Source organism: Rheinheimera sp. B2H12 (assembly GCF_059620065.1).
Window position 1 is genome coordinate 2,830,332 of sequence record NZ_CM184363.1, and the last position, 16,046, is coordinate 2,846,377.

Genomic DNA, 16,046 nt, shown 5'->3' on the forward strand with positions numbered 1-16,046 from the left:
TTGCCTGGGCAGTCCGACAAGCCTGATGAAAACCGGTTGCTCAGATACCTGTCGGACTGCCGCAACGCTTTGCGCCGCGTCGAGTCCGACCTACAGATCAATGATCTCAACTCACTGATTTGTATACAAATAACAATAAAATCTCGTAGGTCAGACGCGAAGCGGCAGTCCGACAGGCCTGATGAAAAACGGTTACTCTGACACCTGTCAGACTGCCCTGCAGCAAGGCAGCAGGTCGAGCCCGACCTACAAATTTTTATTGACAACGCGAAAAATTTATATTTATTTAACTAAGCAATATAAATGGAGCTGCAATGAAAAAAATAATATTTACCCTGACACAACAACAGTTCAGTGCGCTGACTGGCAAAGAAACCGCACCCTTGTTGGGTGAGATCATTACATTGGATGGCCATGCCAAACTCTGCTGTATAGGTTCGGGTCATGGCATTAATGGCGGAGATTTAATTCAGTTCCTGCTCGACCACAGTACAGCCATTCTTACCGGTGTTGTTGCAACTTATATTTCTGACAAACTTAAAAAGCCTGAAACATCAACCATTACCATCAAAATTGAACAAACCACCACCCACATTAACGTCACTGACACCGGTAAAATTGAACAATTGCTCGAACAGCACTTGCCAAAAAATCAAGATAACAACAATGAGCAATGATACAACAGAAAGCTGCGAATATTTGGCAATGCTAGCGTCGCAGTTTCCTACATCCACAGCAACGGATACATCCATAGCTGCGGCAAATAAGGTGATTGAACATTGGGGGCCAGAAAGTTTTACCAAAATAACAACAACCGATGACGTTATTAAGGATCCAACTGCAATTTTTTATGCTTATGCAGCGGATATCATCGCAGCAAATCAGTTAACTGCTGAAAATTTTCAGGTCGGGCTTTCAAACTATGACTGGAATAATGCTTTTGCGAATCTGACCAGCAAGGGTGATAAAATTGTGCATATCTACGAAAAGTTTAATGCATTCATCAATGAGTTTATGATCACAGTAGCTGTCTGCGCTTTTAGTGATCCGCAACCGGCAAAAACAGAATTTTATTATCAGGTGCTGGCCATAGCCACTGAGGAGTATGTAGAAAATAAACTTTCTTCATCGGCATTTGCAGGAAAATTTATTGAGATTGCATCTTATGATTACACTCTGACCGAGATAGGCGCTTTTGTCGCAAGTTCTATCTTTGCTTTTGTAGTCTGCCATGAAATTGCGCACCATCAGCTCAAACATTACGGCAGCAACAAAGCAGATACAGAGCAAACCCTGATAGAAATAGCGGCTGACAGATATGGTTATGATCTTTATCTAAAAACGCTTTATAACAGCCGGCAAAACACACATTTAAAATTAAATGAGCAACTCATTCACACACCAGTGCTGTTATTTGAAATTCTGCAGTCAATTAATCAAGTCAGTGCAAAAAATGCCATCGCTAATTTTCACACTCAGCATTTAACAGAGCGAAAGCAGCACCTGCTTGACCATATTGACGCCAGCCAAACGATGTCTGACAGAGACATATATCACGGCATGCTCGCTTGTTGCAGCAAGTATCTGTTAAGCCAGCATAGTGCCTGCCGCGCCGACCCGAATCAGCTAAACTGTCACGGTTGAAAATCTAAGCCAAAGCCACGTTGCCGCAAACACAGCACAACACACCCTGGGTTTGCTCGCGTTAAACCCGCCACCGCAGCGCCTTCAGCAATAACCAAGACAACACTGTAATACACCAGCCCAGCAGCGACATGCCGTAATCGCCCCAGTTCGATTCGCGATGCGGGGTAAAAGACTGCACAAATTCATCGATACCATAACAAAGCGGGAACACCGCAAAAAAAGCGCACTGAAAGCGCACTGAACGGCGATAAGCCCGGCTTAATACCGCCAGCGTCAGCGGCAACAACGCCCCGACCCCAACATGCAGCACATGGTCCCCACCAATGGCGCGCTGCCAGGGTTTTAGCAGCTTAAAAGTGTCCGGATTGGCATGCAGTAATAGCAAAGAAATCACCGCCAGTAACACCAGCACAGCGAACACTTCTAATAGCAACAATTTGATCGATTTGGTTTGCAAAATAGCTCTGTACCTCAATAACCAGCGCCAATGTAAAGATTAAATTACAATGCGAATTGTTTTCAGCAGCATTATAGACTTGCAGCTTACCGCGCCCCAGCTAGGCTCTAAATGTCTATACAAGCTGAACGTCGATGGTTTTGCTGTCCACCCGTCAGGCTGATACAACAATGAGCAGCCAAGTACTGCTTATTCGGGGCTCCAGTCGGAGTCAGTCATCAACAAGAGGTGAACTATGTCACCGGACATATGTAAGTTAAATATCAATCACTTAATTGTTAGACCGACTGCATCCGGCGCCGCTGTGATGCATGTTAATCACAACCTTACAGGAGCTCGTTATGCAACCAAACATGAATCCGGGCCACCGCAATGACCGTCATGGTCAGCCTTTAACCGAGGAACAAATCAAAGCATTTCTGGCCGCACAAAGTAATCAACCGCAAACACCGGCGGGTAACCCAGCAGTAACTGAGCAACCGTTGTTAAAGCAACCGCCAGGTTATGGTGAAACCAAAGATAGCGATATTGCCGATATGATTGACGCTGCAATTTGGTAAGCTGTGATAGCGACTAAACAGAGCCGGAACTTAAGCGCCGGCTTTTTTAAACTTTTCTTTCAGCAGCAACCAGGCAAAAGCACTATTGGTCAAAAGGTAACGCTTCCACATCCGGCCTGGCTCTTGTAACACCCGGTACAGCCATTCCAACCCGGCATTTTGCATCCATAGCGGCGCACGAGTCACTTTACCAGCCACCACATCAAAAGTACCGCCAACCCCCATCACAAAATCGACACCCAACTGGTCGCGCCATTTATTGATAAAGTTTTCTTTCTTCGGTGAAGTTATCGCGACAAACAATAACCGCGCCCCGGATTGACGAATTAACTCGACCACAGCTTGCTCATCGTCCCAGAAGTAACCATGATGAGCACCCGCCAGTTTCAGACCTGGGTTTTGCTGCTGTACCACTTCGGCCGTTTTGCTAACCACTTCATCAGTAGCGCCTAATAAAAACACCGGATAAGCATTGCGATTGGCCAGCGCAAGTAACTGATGAAACAAATCCACCCCGGCCACCCGCTCTGGCACTTGATGACCGCAAAAACGAGCGCCCCATACCACGCCCATGCCGTCAATATTGACAATATCACAAGCTTTTACCGACTCGGCCAGCACTGCGTCGGTTTGCATATGGACTAATTTTGCCACGTTTACCACCACATGCTGGGTAAACTGTTTCTGTTCGATGTTTTGTTCAATACAAGCGACAGTCTCAATCATGGTGCTACTGTGCATTTGGGTATTTAAAAAACGGATAGATTGCATATTGTTATTCATGTTGAGGAACTGTTACCCGGTTATAAAAAGCAAAAGAGTAATAAACCCAGGCTTGGGTCCAACGGATATAGTTGATTTTGTTGTTAAAACCAGGCTGTTTCTGATAATAAAACTGCTGCTGCGAAGGGATATACATCTCTTGCAGCGACCATTGAATGACTTTGCCTGCCAAGGCTAAATCGTCAGCCTGGCCGCCAACCCGCAGCAAAGTGAAGACAGCTTGTGCCACAGAGTGCATATCCAGCGGATACCTGTTGTTATGGTAATACTTCGCGGTGCCATCTGCTTCAAATAATTCGGCTTTGTAATAAGCAAGACCGCGCGCAATCGCATCATCAAACTCATGGGTCTGCAGTGATTGACGGATCAGATGCAAAGCTTCGAGATTATAACCCGTGTGAAAACCATCAATAAACTGATGGTGATGGCGTGAGCCATAGACCCAACTACCATCCTCGGCTTGTTCACGCACACTTTGCCAGGCGACTTGCAGCGCTAAATCAGCATAAGTCTGGTTATTGGTTTGACTGGCAACCACAGCCACCCAGGCCGCGCCCCATAAACTGGCATTGTGCACAAAAGCGGTTTCACCCGGAATATAAGCAAAAAACGCCCGGCCATCATGTTCGGTGTACAGGGTTTTGACAATAAAATGGGCCGCATCAAAAGCCGCGTCACGATAATCTTGCCGCGCTACCACTTGACTCAGCGCCCACAACGCCTGTGCCACATAAATAGTGGTAATCACATTTGGCTTGCCTTTGGGCACAAAAAACGCCCGCGCATTCCAGTCAAAGTGATAACCCCAGCACGCATGTTGCCACAAGGCTTTATCACTTTGCTGAGTCAGTAGCCAATCAGCCAGTTCCAGTGCTTGTTGCAGATACTGCGCCTCTGAAGTCCGCTGATAATCTTCCAGTAAACCCAAAATAAATAGCGCAACCCCTTTCGGGTTACGCCCTTTTGGAATACCACAGAAAGGCCGCAAATTAATTGGCGATCTTTTATGCAACTGGATCCAAGCCAGCCCGACCATGCCTTTTTTCAGTGCTGGCGCCAACTTAAATAAACTGCTGTTCAGGCCATCGAAAGGATCATAGCCGGCAAAACTATGGCTGTGGGCGTCCGCTAATAAAGTGCCAGCCACCAGCGCACATTGCTGAGTTAAGGGCAAATTTGCCTTGGTCATAGTGCTCACTCCTGCTGCGTCAAGCATAAATACAGCAGCGCATTATTGCGCTGCCTCAGTGAGAGCATTGAAACTTACCTGCAATGGCGCAGCAATCGTCATAGATTCAACCGCCAGAATAGTGGCCAGGCTATTGGCCATTAAACAATCGTAACTGACACAAGGTGTGCCAGCAGTTAAACCCGCAATCCAGCTATTGAGCATATTTTTCTGGCCTTTATCCTGTGATGGCTGTTTTTTCAGGGTTTCTTTACTGTCGCCTTCATACAGCACAGCTTCACGGAAGTCGTTGATCACAGCCGAACGACCACCACCGAACATCTCAACATACTCTTTTGCCATCGCTTTAGAGCCATCTGCCGTGTAGGTAATAGTGGCGATGCTGCCGTCTGGATAGGTCAAAGTGATAATGACGTTGTCATTCAATAAGGCTGACTTATTGGCTTTGGCTGTGCCAATCGCATACACAGTCGCAGGGTTTTGTTGCAATAGTGCTGAAGCTAAATCAATAAAGTGACAACCTTCGCCAATCAGACGACCGCCGCCTTCTTTTGGATCCTGGATCCAGTGATCAGCCGGAATACTGCCAGAGTTCACCCGGATATTCACCACTTTAGGTGAGGTCACATGGGAAAAATGCTGGATCACATCCAGTGTTGAAGGCGCAAATCTGCGGTTAAAACCAACCATCAGTTGTACTGCAGGGTTGTGCTGATGCGCTGCGTCTATCGCCAGGATCTCCTCCACATTCAGCGCGACCGGTTTTTCAACATACACATGTTTGCCGCCTTGGATCGCAGCAATCACCGAACTGGCGTGGCTGTCATGCCGGGTAGTGACCACAATGACATCGGTGTCTGCGGTCAGCAGCTCGGCAAAATTACCAGCACAGAATTGGAAACCGAACTGTTTCGCCACCCCTTGCGCTGTTCTGCCACTGGCAGTGACCAGACCACGGAAATCAGCTTTGCCACTGTCTTTCAGTGGTGGCAGTAAACTGGCTGTCGCGTAGTTACCGGCACCAAAAAACGACAAACCCAACTTGTCTTTGCTGATTGGCTGACTGGCAGTCGCAATCCGAGCTGGCTGCACAGCATCTGCTTTGGCGTTATAGCCCATCACTATGCCAAGGTAGGGTTCGCGTTTTTCACCTTCAATTAAGGCATAAGCCTGTGCCGCATCGTCCACGGCAAAACGATGGGTAATTAACGACTTCACATCAACTTTTTGCTGCGACACCAGTTCCAGGAAGGTTTGCATATTGCGTTGTTCAGTAAAACGCACATAAGCCAGCGGATAATCATTGCCGTTTTCTTCATAAAACGGATCATAACGGCCAGGGCCATAAGAACGTGAAATAACCACCGAGATCTCTTTTTTAAAGTAGTCTTCACGTGGAATATCCATCCGTACTGCGCCAACCACTACGACGCGGCCTTTCGAACGCGTCACGGCACCACAAAGCTCAATCGGCTGATTGCTGGAGGTTCCGGCACAGACCAGTACGCCGTCCACGCCATAACCGGCAGTTAAATCTTTGCATACGGCCTCAACATCACTGCCTGGATAAATACCGGTAGCACCAAAACCTTCTGCCCGTTGAATTAACGCCGGATCTAAATCAGTGGCCAGCACATGACAGCCATTGGCACGCAGCAGCTGGACTGCAATTTGGCCTAATAAACCTAAGCCCAATACCAGGAAAGTTTCGCCCAGTTTAGGTTCAGATAAGCGAACACCTTGCAGCGCGATAGAACCCACAGTGGTAAAAGCAGCTTCTTCATCGGTCACATTCGCCGGAATTTTCACGACCAGATTTTTTGGCACTGCGACAAATTCAGCATGGTTTGCATAATCAGCACCACCACAGGCAACTCTGTCGCCAGGTTGCAGGCCATCGACCAAACCACCCACGGCAACCACCTGACCCGCACAGCTATAACCCAAAGGCGAAGGCGAATTTAACCGAGAATTCACTGTCTGGAAGGTTTTTGCCAAGCCTTCAGTGCGAATTTTTTTAATCACCTGCTTGACCAAATCTGGCCGCGCCTTGGCTTTTTGCAGCAGATTCTTTTTGCCCATATCAATTTTAGTTTTTTCGGTACCCGCAGAAATAACTGAAGCAGTATTGCAAACCAGCACAAATGCATCCGTCAGTGCAGGAACCGGCACTTCATTTACTTCTACCACACCGGTTCTAAGAGTTTGGGTTACTTGTTTCATAGCATCATGCCCCTAAATATTTTTTGTATATATCGATCAATTGGATATGAAAGTCAGTTTTATCAATTTGACTTTTATCCAACCGAAAATTTATTAATTCAAGTTCATTAATAGTGTGAATTAAACTTTGTACAGAGCCACTGCTAAATAAACGCGCCCCTTTCGCTCTTGTACAGACATCAGAAGCTATTACCGACACCCCCAAATCGAGAGCTTCTTTAACGGAAACTCCATACGCATCCTCTCGATTCAAACGCAAAAACAAATCAGCACAACTTAAGTACTCTATTAGATTTTCACAAGCTATCGAATTTATATTGCTTATTTTATTTTCTGAAACATAATCATCAACAAACTTCGCCGAAACTTCATCACCAACAAAACAATAAAAATTATAGTCTCTAAAATGAACAGCCAATTTGGCCAGCAAATCAAAACCATAAACCTTTGAAAGACTTTTGTTTAATTTCCAAGCATTAAACAGCACTATTGGCTTTGCATTTTCATTTGGCAATTTTTTATGCTCTACATTTGATGGAGGTACGTAGGCCGGTAAGTAACGAATATTGATACAATGCTTGGATTGAAGTGCAGAAAAAACCTTTTCAGAAACAATTATATAATCACAGCGCCTTGAAACCTTAACAAAAAAAGTCGCAAAAAATTTATAGAGGTTGCCCTTATTTAGTATGTTCTCATTGTGCACTGAAACAATGACTTTTGATTTTGAACTTAGAGACAGGATAAAAGCATATATAAATATAAAAAAAGAAAACTGATGGATATGAATCACTTTAGGCTTACTTCTAAATAAATACCCAAGCCACCAGGCCATACTTTTGTTAGTTGCAATTATTTTTTTACTATCTAAATTTGTGCTGTATTGATCATACAAAATATATGATATCTTGCTCGATTTTAGAAAAGGCAGCATCCTTGCTATATGAACAGAAACACCACCATAAGGAGGTGGGTAAGGCCCTACTATATGTAAATCTTCTTTAACTTTCATCTATTACACCAACAATACCAACAAAAAAATCAATTGTTATTTTTGCGTCCGGAAATTTTTCTTTGTTTATCTAAATAAATAAACCTGATGCATAGAGCCGCTGCTAGGGGGGCTGCCATTGCCGAATTGTAAAAATGACCTGCCAAAAAGCCTAAAACAAAAAAAGAAATGCAGAAAGCCAACTTAAAAAAATTTAGGTCTGTTTTAAAGAAAGCCCCCCAAGAAGAGAACCATAGATACACATATAATATGGTGAAGAAAATACCTAACAAAGTTACTAGATCGAAAAAATCCATTTCGACTTGGTAAAGTCCGACGGGATAACCTCCGACGACCAAAGACCATGGTGAGTAACTCATAAGTTCAGAAAACACAAAACTGAACTTGTAATCTCTCCCCGTAAGAGCCAAGTTGAAGAAACTATCATTAGCAGTATTATCAAAATGCCACATGAAATAAGCTATGTTATTATCGATATTTTCTTGTACTGCTGGTAAGGAGTAATACATAACTATAGTAATTATGAATAGAAAAAAAGCAGCTAATAACGATATTAAAACCCCTAAAGCTCTGTATTTTATGATGAAATAGCAAAATGTTGCGAATATCAGAGATAACATTGAAGCTTTTGTACCTGATAAAAGACAAGCTAAAGCTATTATTACAAATGAACAAAATTTCATCTTTGAAGAAGTATCAATTAACGCCCAGAAAATTGCGATTAATAAAAAACCCGATGCTTCATTTCCAGCTATAATAATACCTTTGACACCCCACCGTTCTGTTTCTAGGTAATTGTGAAATATCTCAGAACCAGAAAACGCCCCATATACAATAAAGAATGCATATGAAAAAATCACAAGACTAAAATACTTTTCAAATTTATCGAAAGAAATTATTTCATTATCAATGATATACTTAAATGCATACAAATAAAGAAAGAACAAAAAGTATTTAAGCAAAAACAACATTGTTTCAAATAAAAGAGATAAATCAACACCATCGACAACAAAAAAATTTGTAACAACAGATAATGCCCCAAATAAAAAAACGAAAAATACTGTGTTTTTCCTCCAGCTTCTATAGTTCAAGGCGAGAACTAAGGCCAAAATCATTAATATCAATCTAAAAACAAGACTAAATCGTTCTAGCGCATTGATATCATTATATCTTCCATAAACAGAAATAAAATCGGATACCGGAACTATCAATAATCCAATAAACAAAACAATTGACAACATTCCATTAATTCTTGAGTAAGCTAACATTGTATTCTCACCGTTCAGCTTTTATCTTTTCCATGAATGATTTTAATTCATCTGTTGTCCCATGCTGGAAATAAAAAAACTCATCAAGAAAATTTATTGGTCTAGTACGACCGTAGCCAAAGGGGACATATTGAAATCCTTTGTGCATGTGCAGAACACGGGAGGTGATGCCAGCTTTTATCGTCCATAAAAAATTAGGGAATAACGACCAGAAACTAGAGGACGCAATTGCAAATTTACTTTCAGGAGAAATTTGATTATCAGTAAAGTTAATAGATTGAAGTCTGCACATGAACTTTTCCATACCGAGCCTACTAATAATAAAGAAAGACTGCTGAAGAGAATGAGAAGTGCCTTCACCGGAACCAAAAAGATAATCAGATTTCATGTTTTTTATACAATGCTCAATTATACCCTCTTTACTAAGTAACGTATCTTGTTCTACGTATACAAAGTAATCAGCGTCAGATAATATCGCATATTGAAGCCCTAACAGTACAGATCTGGTCCAACCACAATATTTTCCAGTGTGTTTAACTGCGTGACCTGCATTGATTGGTAGTGAAATAAATTCAACCTCATCGCCATAATCTGTAGAAGGTTTAACTGGCGAGTTACTATCTACAATTATAATCTTTTCAGGTTTTGTATATTTTGTTAATAAATCATACCAGATTTTATTAAACTCAACACCTCGAATTTTTTCGTCACCATACAACACTCGCTTACCATCTGAAGTGTCCGCTCCACACCACCAACCACTGCCAATTATATATTTCACTTTGCACCCTTAATAACAGGAGAGTTCTTTGTCCAAGCCGCTCGATACCGACTAATTTTCCCATAGTTATTATCAAGTGGCTCGTGCTCCATTGAAAGCAACATTGAGAAAATATGACCATGCAGTCGATTTGTTACGAAATTATCGTATTTAGTTATTGAAACACATGCATTACAAACACTTTTTAATGCTTGTGTTCTCCATTGCGCCTCAATGAATCCATTGATATTTTTGGAGATTGGCAACTTTGAAATACGACTGATAATTGAAGAATATATCCGTGATGAAATTGGCAAGTCATCATACCAGTCATAGGTGCAGTAGTTGTTGTATAAATGTCCAAATTCTTGCTTAGAATTTTCCTTGTCGATTCTATTCTGAATCAAGGTTTTTGATACTTTACTTTCTACGATATTTTCTTTTATTTTTTCTAGTAAAATTGAGCCCCATAAACAATGGGCCATATCTGGAAGCATATACACATTATCACTAAAATTAAATGCCTCATCATAAGAAAATGAATCTCTACAACAAATATGCACATCTGTATGAGTTCTGAAAATTTCTGCAGATTTTCTTAATTCATCATTATTTGAAAAGTGAATACTCTGAGGTAAAATAACAACTCTGTTTTCCGAGTATTCTTTTACTATTTTTTCTCTGAGCTTTTGGTGTTTACTATAAAGGTCTCCAAAATTCCCACCACCATGCATCATTATAATAACATCAGACGGCAGATCAATAAAGCTAGAATCATCTTCAGCTTTATCGCAGCAACTATATACAATGTTATAACCAGATTCTTCAAAAAATTGAATAGTTCCTAGATAAATTAGTAAATCGCCAATATTAAAGTGCACAGGATAATCGAAATAAGCAATTGAGCTTCCTTTAGGGGCAATCGAATGTATCTTTTCTAAATTTTTTTTAAGACCTAACATCAGGTTGGCATGATTCAATTTTTCACCACATCTTACTCTGAGAAATAATATGACAACACATATCTAAATAATGCTGCTACCAAGTTGGCAAGCGAAACATTAAGTATGTCATCCGTAAAATATAAAATATTTACTGAAATAAAGAACACAATTAGTGATAGTAAATTCCTTATTATCAAAATATATGGTTTTCCATTAGCAGTAGCTCTCTGTGAAATAATCCAAGATGAACTAGAAATCAATACACTCAGAAATAAAACACCACTAGATATCCCGTGACCACCGTATGAATCTGAAAAAACATGATGAATTAAATACTCACCGAATATATATCCAACGATAAACATTACTGGCGAAAATAAAAGACAATAATATGTAATTTTACGTCTAACAAATTCATGTTTTGAATCAGATGCATTAACAAAGTACGTCACTGCAATTCTTTCTGAAATGCGTGAGAAAAAACTAGATACTGTCTGCAAAACAGCATATACGCCCAGTTGGGACAGACCCAAATGATAGCCTAAAAAAACTTTATCAATATTTGTAACCATTGAACTAGAAATTTGAAATAACCAGTATCCAGATGCAAACTTGTAATCAAAACACCCATCTCCTCCTGTACTGCCTATCAATATAGTTTTTGTTTTCCAGAGATATAAAAAGAAACCTATCAAATAGGAGAATGAGTAAGAAAGTAACACTAACTCCAAATTGAAAATATTCGATAGAAAATAAAACATTAGTAAAAAAATAAGACAGGAGGTTGGTTGAATAATTTGAATAAAGGAATATAAATTTAGATCTTCTTTATTTTTAGCTCTCTCTGAACAATAAAAAAAAGAAAAGAAAGAAAAAAAGAAAAGTATGTAGCTGTATGCATTACTGAAAATCGTTTTATCGTAGAAAAATAATGAAAACAAAGTACAAAAAAAGGCAGATAAAAAATACAAATAATGATCAGCAGGCCTAGTTAAATCTTTATTTACTTTGTAAGCATTATGAAATGGAACACCTAAAGAAAAAAATACAGAAAGTATCGTGACATTAACAATTATGAGTTGCAGTGCTCCACGTTCTACTACTGAAAGGAAGTTCGCCGTTATAATAGCGATTAACAACGAAGCTGAAACTGAACCAACTCCATTATAGACTGCTTGAATATATTTTTTCGATAAAAATGGCATTACATAACAATCCCACGTGTATCAATCATCACCTTGCTCAGGAATAATGATTTATCACAAGATTTAAACTGTTTATGGTCCACCAGCACCACCACCACATTGGCTTGTTCCAGTGCTTGTTCCAGCGTCGCCAGTTCAACGCCGGCGGTGGCTAGTTTGGCTGGTAACTGCTGAATATTCGGTTCCACCGCCAGAATACGGCCTACGCCCTGCTCTGCCAGATGTTTGACAATATCCAGCGCCGGGCTTTCGCGTAAATCGTCGATATCGGCTTTAAAGGCTAACCCTAAGCAGGCAATCACTGGTTTTTTAAATTGATCAGCGGCGGCGGCAATTTTTTCAATCACAAAATGTGGTTTATGGTCATTCACTAAGCGGGCCTGATGGATAAGCTTGGCTTCATTCGGCGCTGAATTAACAATAAACCAAGGGTCAACTGCAATACAGTGGCCGCCAACACCTGGGCCAGGGCTTAAAATATTCACCCGCGGATGGCGATTAGCCAGCTTAATCAGCTCCCAGACATTAATTTTCAGCTTGTCACAAATCATCGATAATTCATTGGCAAAAGCAATGTTGACATCGCGGAAGCTGTTTTCGGTCAGTTTGGCCATTTCGGCGGTGCGGGCATTGGTCACCACACATTCACCACGGACAAAAGTCTGGTACAACGCCACGGCTTTCGCCGAGCAAGCCGCTGACATCCCACCAATCACCCGGTCATTGGCAACCAATTCAGTCAGCACATGGCCTGGCAATACCCGCTCCGGGCAATGCGCCACATTCACATCGGCAGCATCACCGGCATGTTGTGGGAAGGTTAAGTCTGGACGCGCTGCCGCCAGCCAGGCCGCCAATTGTTCGGTAGCGCCAACAGGTGAAGTACTTTCTAAAATCACTAAATTGCCTTTTGCCAATACAGGCGCAATAGCTGCAGCGGCTTTTTCGATATAACTTAAATCTGGTTCGTGGTCTTCACCTTTAAAGGGTGTTGGCACTGCAATTAAAAAAGCTTCAGCCGTTTCTGGCGTGGTGGTGGCACGCAATTTGCCCATAGTCACCACACTGCGTACCACAATATCTAAATCAGGCTCCACAATATGAATATTGCCTTGATTGATGGTATCGACCGCTTTTTGATTCACATCCACGCCAATCACTTCAATACCACGTGAGGCAAATACCGCTGCCGTTGGTAAACCGATATACCCTAAACCAATCACTGAAATACGTTTAAAATCCATGTTCTTTGTTTCCACTTTCGAAAAAATTAAAGTTGTGTTGATGCTGATTGCTGGTAAGCCCGATACCAGTCGACGAATAACTGCATGCCCTGCGTTAAGCTGGTTGCCGGTTTGAAGTTGACCGCCTGTTGCAACTGGCCGACATCGGCATAAGTTTGCAGCACGTCACCGGCTTGCATCGGTAAGTAGTTTTTGCTCGCTTGCAAACCAGCCGCCTGCTCAATGGCGCGAATAAAATCTTCCAGCTTTTCCGGCTGGTTATTGCCAATATTAAACAAGCTGTAATAAGGATTCGTGACAAGCTGGGTTGGATAACCATTGCTGGCAGGCACTTTATCCTGAATGCGGAGCACCCCTTCAACGATATCGTCGATATAGGTAAAGTCGCGTTGTAATTGGCCGTGGTTATACACATCAATCGGCTGACCGGCCAAAATGGCTTTGGTGAATTTCCACGGCGCCATATCGGGTCTGCCCCATGGCCCATACACAGTAAAAAAGCGCAGGCCAGTGGTGGGTAACTGATATAAGTGGCTATAGGTATGCGCCATCAGCTCATTGGCTTTTTTGGTGGCGGCATAGAGCGAAATGGGCGTATCAACCGGGTCCGACTCACTAAAAGGCACTTTTTGCTGGTTGCCATACACAGAGCTGGAACTGGCATACACCAGATGCTCGACCTGGTGATGGCGGCAACCTTCTAAGATGGTCATCATACCCACCAGGTTGGAATCGACATAAGCCATTGGATTATCAATGGAATAACGCACACCGGCCTGAGCGGCTAAATGGATCACCCGCTGAAATTTTTCGCTGGCAAATAACTCAGCCATAGCCACACGGTCACTGATATCCAGTTTAATAAACCGAAATAACGGCAGTTGCTCTGCAGTCAGTGTGTCGCAGATGCGTTGTAACCGGGCTTGTTTTAACGCCGGATCATAATAGTCATTCAGGTTATCAATCCCAACCACCTGATGGCCTTGCTGGCATAATACTTCAGCAACTTTACTACCGATAAAACCGGCGACGCCTGTTACTAAAAATTTCATGGTTTGCTCCATCCGGGGTTGATAAGCGGAATTTTTATCTGCCGCATTTTTTCAATTGTTTTGGGCTTTGGCTAACATTTGCCATCAACCATGTTCAAACCAAACATTCGTCGTCAAGCATGGATTAAAACCCTTAGGTTGACGACTGCGACCATTTTCCATCGTGCTTGTCGGACTGCCCCGGCTTATGCCGGGTCGCACTTCGTGGTGAGTCCGACCTACAAACGCTCGAACATTGTGGTAAGTCTGACCTGCCTGGCGCACCATAGCTACCGCAGGGAGCAGCAAACACTGGCCCCTTAAAATAACACTGCCAGCAAAAACTGCTGGCAGTCACTGCATTGTTACTCGACTCGCTTATTGAAATTTTTGCACGCTATCGGCACGACCAATGGCGTAATAAGTGAAACCTTCACGTTTTAACTGTGCTGGATCATATAAGTTGCGGCCATCAAAAATCACCGGCTGACTTAAGCTGGCTTTCAGGCTGGCAAAATCTGGCGCCCGGAAGTTTTTCCACTCAGTACAAATTAACAAGGCATCTGCTTGTTGCAAGGCCGCTTCTTTGGTGCCACACAACACTAAATCAGCGCGCTGGCCATAAATACGCTGGGTTTCTTCCATCGCTTCCGGATCATAAGCCTGCACTTTGGCACCAGCCGCCCATAAGGCCTCCATCAGCACCCGACTGGCCGCTTCACGCATATCATCGGTATTGGGCTTAAAGCTCAGGCCCCAGATGGCAAAGGTTTTACCGGTTAAATCAGCGCCAAAGTGCTGCACCACCCGGTTAAACAACACGGTTTTTTGCCGATCATTCACCGCTTCAACCGCTTGCAGTACATGCGGTGTATAACCAATGCTTTGCGCGGTTTGAATTAACGCCTGCACATCTTTTGGAAAACAACTGCCACCATAACCACAGCCTGGGTAAATAAAGTGGTAGCCAATGCGTGGATCTGAACCTATGCCAAGCCGAACTTGTTCGATATCTGCGCCTAACCGTTCGGCCAGATTCGACATTTCATTCATAAAGCTGATTTTGGTAGCCAGCATGCAGTTGGCGGCATATTTAGTCAGTTCACTGGAGCGGATATCCATCACAATCACCCGGTCATGATTGCGATTAAAAGGGGCATACAACTCTTTCATCACGGCCACTGCGTGCTCAGATTTAGCACCAATCACAATCCGATCCGGCCGCATGCAGTCGTTAACCGCAGCACCTTCTTTTAAAAATTCCGGATTAGACACCACATCAAAGCTAAGCTCACTGTGTCGCTCAGCCAGCACACTACTTAACAGCGCCGCCACTTTATCAGCGGTGCCAACCGGCACAGTAGACTTATTCACCACAATTTTGTGGCTGGTCATATGCTTGGCAATAGTTGCTGCCACAGCCAGTACGTATTTCAGATCAGCAGAGCCATCTTCATCCGGCGGGGTGCCGACGGCTATAAATTGCACTTCAGCATGCGCCACCCCTTCGGCGGCATCCGTGGTAAATTGCAGATTGCCACTGGCTACATTTGCCACAACAACAGCTTCCAGTCCTGGTTCGTAAATTGGGATCACGCCTTTTTTCAGCTTATCCACTTTTTGCTGGTCGATATCTACACATAAAACTTTGTGGCCCATATCAGCCAAACATGCGCCAGTCACCAGACCCACATAACCAGTACCGAATATTGTTATCTGCATA

General features: G+C 42.9%; 15 protein-coding genes. 3 read left to right on the plus strand and 12 right to left on the minus strand.

Annotated features, from left to right (window positions below):
* The first annotated feature begins 314 nt into the window (after window positions 1-314).
* Window positions 315-677, plus strand: a complete 363-nt coding sequence (locus tag AC53GJ_RS12260) for a hypothetical protein (RefSeq protein ID WP_496727986.1) — start codon at window positions 315-317, stop codon at window positions 675-677.
* Complete coding sequence (locus tag AC53GJ_RS12265; RefSeq protein ID WP_496727987.1) at window positions 667-1,644, plus strand: hypothetical protein; 978 nt, start codon at window positions 667-669, stop codon at window positions 1,642-1,644. Before AC53GJ_RS12260 ends, AC53GJ_RS12265 begins: the two co-directional genes overlap by 11 nt.
* 61 nt (window positions 1,645-1,705) lie before the next feature.
* On the opposite strand, the gene AC53GJ_RS12270 is transcribed toward AC53GJ_RS12265, so the two are convergent.
* Entirely contained in the window at window positions 1,706-2,104 is a 399-nt protein-coding gene (locus AC53GJ_RS12270; protein ID WP_496727988.1) for a VanZ family protein, read from the minus strand.
* Between the two features lie 341 nt (window positions 2,105-2,445).
* On the opposite strand from AC53GJ_RS12270, the gene AC53GJ_RS12275 reads away from it, so the two are divergent.
* Window positions 2,446-2,664 carry a hypothetical protein gene (locus AC53GJ_RS12275; protein ID WP_496727989.1) on the plus strand — a complete coding sequence of 73 codons (219 nt, stop codon included), beginning with the start codon at window positions 2,446-2,448 and terminating at the stop codon, window positions 2,662-2,664.
* A 30-nt stretch (window positions 2,665-2,694) separates the two neighbouring features.
* Here AC53GJ_RS12275 and AC53GJ_RS12280 read toward each other — a convergent pair whose 3' ends face one another.
* The 11 genes from AC53GJ_RS12280 to AC53GJ_RS12330 all read right to left on the minus strand — a co-directional run bounded on the left by AC53GJ_RS12280 (window position 2,695) and on the right by AC53GJ_RS12330 (window position 16,045).
* Window positions 2,695-3,435 carry a WecB/TagA/CpsF family glycosyltransferase gene (locus tag AC53GJ_RS12280; protein ID WP_496727990.1) on the minus strand — a complete coding sequence of 247 codons (741 nt, stop codon included), beginning with the start codon at window positions 3,433-3,435 and terminating at the stop codon, window positions 2,695-2,697.
* 4 nt (window positions 3,436-3,439) lie between these two features.
* Window positions 3,440-4,636 carry a hypothetical protein gene (locus tag AC53GJ_RS12285; protein ID WP_496727991.1) on the minus strand — a complete coding sequence of 399 codons (1,197 nt, stop codon included), beginning with the start codon at window positions 4,634-4,636 and terminating at the stop codon, window positions 3,440-3,442.
* Window positions 4,637-4,678: 42 nt separating this feature from the next.
* Window positions 4,679-6,859: a bi-domain-containing oxidoreductase gene (locus AC53GJ_RS12290; protein WP_496727992.1), complete on the minus strand. Its 2,181-nt coding sequence runs from the start codon at window positions 6,857-6,859 to the stop codon at window positions 4,679-4,681.
* Between the two features lie 4 nt (window positions 6,860-6,863).
* A complete protein-coding gene (locus AC53GJ_RS12295) occupies window positions 6,864-7,871 on the minus strand; it encodes a glycosyltransferase family protein (RefSeq protein WP_496727993.1) in 1,008 nt (335 codons plus the stop codon).
* A gap of 29 nt (window positions 7,872-7,900) precedes the next feature.
* Window positions 7,901-9,139, minus strand: coding sequence for a hypothetical protein (locus AC53GJ_RS12300; protein WP_496727994.1), 1,239 nt, complete (start codon window positions 9,137-9,139; stop codon window positions 7,901-7,903).
* A 7-nt stretch (window positions 9,140-9,146) separates the two neighbouring features.
* The gene (locus AC53GJ_RS12305; protein ID WP_496727995.1) at window positions 9,147-9,920 is read right to left on the minus strand and encodes a hypothetical protein; all 774 of its coding nucleotides are present in this window, start codon (window positions 9,918-9,920) and stop codon (window positions 9,147-9,149) included.
* Window positions 9,917-10,861: a polysaccharide pyruvyl transferase family protein gene (locus AC53GJ_RS12310; protein WP_496727996.1), complete on the minus strand. Its 945-nt coding sequence runs from the start codon at window positions 10,859-10,861 to the stop codon at window positions 9,917-9,919. The genes AC53GJ_RS12305 and AC53GJ_RS12310 overlap by 4 nt, the downstream gene beginning before the upstream one ends.
* A gap of 32 nt (window positions 10,862-10,893) precedes the next feature.
* A complete protein-coding gene (locus AC53GJ_RS12315; protein ID WP_496727997.1) occupies window positions 10,894-12,048 on the minus strand; it encodes a lipopolysaccharide biosynthesis protein in 1,155 nt (384 codons plus the stop codon).
* Window positions 12,048-13,292, minus strand: coding sequence for a UDP-N-acetyl-D-mannosamine dehydrogenase (gene wecC / locus AC53GJ_RS12320; protein ID WP_496727998.1), 1,245 nt, complete (start codon window positions 13,290-13,292; stop codon window positions 12,048-12,050). The genes AC53GJ_RS12315 and wecC overlap by 1 nt, the downstream gene beginning before the upstream one ends.
* A gap of 26 nt (window positions 13,293-13,318) precedes the next feature.
* Window positions 13,319-14,344: an NAD-dependent epimerase gene (locus tag AC53GJ_RS12325; RefSeq protein WP_496727999.1), complete on the minus strand. Its 1,026-nt coding sequence runs from the start codon at window positions 14,342-14,344 to the stop codon at window positions 13,319-13,321.
* Between the two features lie 357 nt (window positions 14,345-14,701).
* Window positions 14,702-16,045 (minus strand): UDP-glucose dehydrogenase family protein, encoded by a 1,344-nt coding sequence (locus tag AC53GJ_RS12330; RefSeq protein ID WP_496728000.1) that lies wholly within the window; start codon window positions 16,043-16,045, stop codon window positions 14,702-14,704.
* Between the last annotated feature and the right edge of the window lies 1 nt (window position 16,046).

Coding starts and splice junctions, on each gene's coding strand:
- AC53GJ_RS12280 (WP_496727990.1), bottom strand. CDS start 3,435: ATGCAATCTATCCGTTTTTTAAATACCCAAATGCACAGTAGCACCATG.
- AC53GJ_RS12300 (WP_496727994.1), bottom strand. CDS start 9,139: ATGTTAGCTTACTCAAGAATTAATGGAATGTTGTCAATTGTTTTGTTT.
- AC53GJ_RS12330 (WP_496728000.1), bottom strand. CDS start 16,045: ATGCAGATAACAATATTCGGTACTGGTTATGTGGGTCTGGTGACTGGC.
- AC53GJ_RS12285 (WP_496727991.1), bottom strand. CDS start 4,636: ATGACCAAGGCAAATTTGCCCTTAACTCAGCAATGTGCGCTGGTGGCT.
- wecC (WP_496727998.1), bottom strand. CDS start 13,292: ATGGATTTTAAACGTATTTCAGTGATTGGTTTAGGGTATATCGGTTTA.
- AC53GJ_RS12275 (WP_496727989.1), top strand. CDS start 2,446: ATGCAACCAAACATGAATCCGGGCCACCGCAATGACCGTCATGGTCAG.
- AC53GJ_RS12260 (WP_496727986.1), top strand. CDS start 315: ATGAAAAAAATAATATTTACCCTGACACAACAACAGTTCAGTGCGCTG.
- AC53GJ_RS12265 (WP_496727987.1), top strand. CDS start 667: ATGAGCAATGATACAACAGAAAGCTGCGAATATTTGGCAATGCTAGCG.
- AC53GJ_RS12290 (WP_496727992.1), bottom strand. CDS start 6,859: ATGAAACAAGTAACCCAAACTCTTAGAACCGGTGTGGTAGAAGTAAAT.
- AC53GJ_RS12310 (WP_496727996.1), bottom strand. CDS start 10,861: ATGTTAGGTCTTAAAAAAAATTTAGAAAAGATACATTCGATTGCCCCT.
- AC53GJ_RS12325 (WP_496727999.1), bottom strand. CDS start 14,344: ATGAAATTTTTAGTAACAGGCGTCGCCGGTTTTATCGGTAGTAAAGTT.
- AC53GJ_RS12295 (WP_496727993.1), bottom strand. CDS start 7,871: ATGAAAGTTAAAGAAGATTTACATATAGTAGGGCCTTACCCACCTCCT.
- AC53GJ_RS12315 (WP_496727997.1), bottom strand. CDS start 12,048: ATGCCATTTTTATCGAAAAAATATATTCAAGCAGTCTATAATGGAGTT.